General features: G+C 64.9%; 2 protein-coding genes. One reads left to right on the top strand and one right to left on the bottom strand.

Annotated elements, in window-relative coordinates; genetic code table 11:
- Positions 1 to 317: 317 nt before the first annotated feature.
- Complete coding sequence (locus ACWGI8_RS43770; RefSeq protein ID WP_453669136.1) at positions 318 to 1,358, bottom strand: vWA domain-containing protein; 1,041 nt, start codon at positions 1,356 to 1,358, stop codon at positions 318 to 320.
- Between the two features lie 231 nt (positions 1,359 to 1,589).
- Here ACWGI8_RS43770 and ACWGI8_RS43765 point away from each other — a divergent pair, with 231 nt between their 5' ends.
- Positions 1,590 to 1,784, top strand: a complete 195-nt coding sequence (locus tag ACWGI8_RS43765) for a hypothetical protein (protein ID WP_453669134.1) — start codon at positions 1,590 to 1,592, stop codon at positions 1,782 to 1,784.
- The last annotated feature ends 98 nt before the right edge of the window (positions 1,785 to 1,882 follow it).

The following is a 1,882-nucleotide window of genomic DNA, read 5'->3' as shown; positions in this document are numbered from 1 at the left end:
GCGGTCCCCCTCGCGAAGGGGACCGCCGGGGCCCGCGGGTTATCTGGCCAGAGTGACCATTCAGCCCTGAACCTGCCTTGCGCTCTCGCCAGTAGCAGCCGTCCCCCATAGCGGTCATCATCGCTTCGCCCGGCCACTGGCAGACCGCCACCGACTTCCTGGTCCATCGCCAGGGCCGGTGGGGTTGGCCGGGTCACTCTCCTCCCGCCTCACCTCCGGCAACATGTACTTTTACGCCGCGCCCGCAGCCGCCGTCTCTGTTGCTGGTGGGGTGCGGGGAGGCGAAGCCTCCAAGGCCCGACGGGCTTCTTAAGGCGTCAGAGCATGAGCAGCAGTCGTGTGTTCGGTACGAGCTTCCGGTTCACGCTGGTGCTCTGTACGAAGATCGTGAAGTCGTCGTTGTGGTCCGGCTTGACGCGAGCTTCCACGTTCGGCAAACCGAGCAGGGCTCGGGCTTCGGGCCCGGTGTACACGCGGTCCGTCTTTTTCTCCAGCACCGCGATCTGCTTCTGCGCTTGGATCTTCTCCGACTTGCTCAGCTGGTAGAACGCACCACCGGTGCGGTAGGTGTGCCCGCATTCGATGATCCAGTCCCGGATCGCCGCGTCGCGAGCCACCGGGATCAGCTGGTAATTCGACGGATTCACCGGGGTGAGGCCGGCCGCTTTGATCGTGTCCTTGTTGACTGCTTCCGCACCGGTGGAGAACACTGCCCGCGATCCGCGGATGCCCTGGGTGCGGCCCACCATGAAGTTCTCGGTGGCCTGCCGGATGACCTGCCCGGCCTCTTCCAGACCCTGTGTGCTCGTGGCGTCCCAGATGGCTATGTTGTCCTTCGGGAATCCGCACTGCATGGCTTCGCGCTTGCCCATTTGGTCGGGCACAAGGACGGCCAGTGTCCAGTTGTCGTCCTGGGTCTCGATCATCTCGGCCACGGCCTCGACCAGTTCACGCGGATTCCTGGCAGGGGCATCCGGGCAACGATGACTTGCGTTCTCCTGCCCGTCGGTCAGTACGAACGTCAGGAAGCTGTGGTCGCCGTACAGTTGAGCTGTCTGTGCCAGCTCCCGCTGTGACTTCAGTGCGGCCGCTAGCAGAGCCGTCATTCCACCGACCCGATACAGCTGCTTCAGCGACGGCATCCGCAGCACGTCCTTGTCGTAGATGACGCACTCCACCTTGTCTGCGAAGACGTACACCGTGACGCGGGTTTCCTGGTCCAGTTCCCTCGATCGGCGGGCAAGATAGGCAATCTGCTGGTCGGCGACTTCGACGACCTTGCGGCTCAGGTGCGACATGGACGAACTGGCATCCAGCACAAGAGCAACGTGATTGATGTAGTTCTGGTTTCCGGACAAGACAGCTCCCCCTCGTTCCGACTCGATGCTCCTACCGTCTCACCCACCACTGACAATCGTTCTTGGCTCCGGGACCGGATGAAGAGCCCACCCGACCAGGAGCGCAGCCGGGACGCAGCAGGAGACCCGGGCACCGGTGGGAGAAGTCCCTCTGAGTCATGGTGAAATCGGTCATCTTCCGCGCCCGACAGATCGGCCCGCTGCTCCTGGAGGGCCTCGACTGATTTGCCGGTGGACAGCATGGGGAAGCTCGGCGAGCTGGCCGGTCTGCTGGCGGCCAAGGCAAGACGCGGGGCGAAGACGAAGCGCCCGTCCGTGAGCGACGGATCTGACGGGCTGACGTGGGACGAGATCCCCCTCACCGCGGCGGAACTCAAGGACGCAAAGCTGTGTCCGATCTCGGGTGGCGCGACCGGAGCACTCTGAGCACGGCGGACCGACGCGGGTGAGCGAACTCCCGTCGTCGGCACGGTGATCGCGGTCGCTCCTGCCGGCCGCACGCCGGGGGCCTCGCCGCCCCGGCG

It is taken from the genome of Streptomyces sp. NPDC054841 (assembly GCF_053611045.1).
This window is presented reverse-complemented; position numbering and strand designations above follow the sequence as displayed.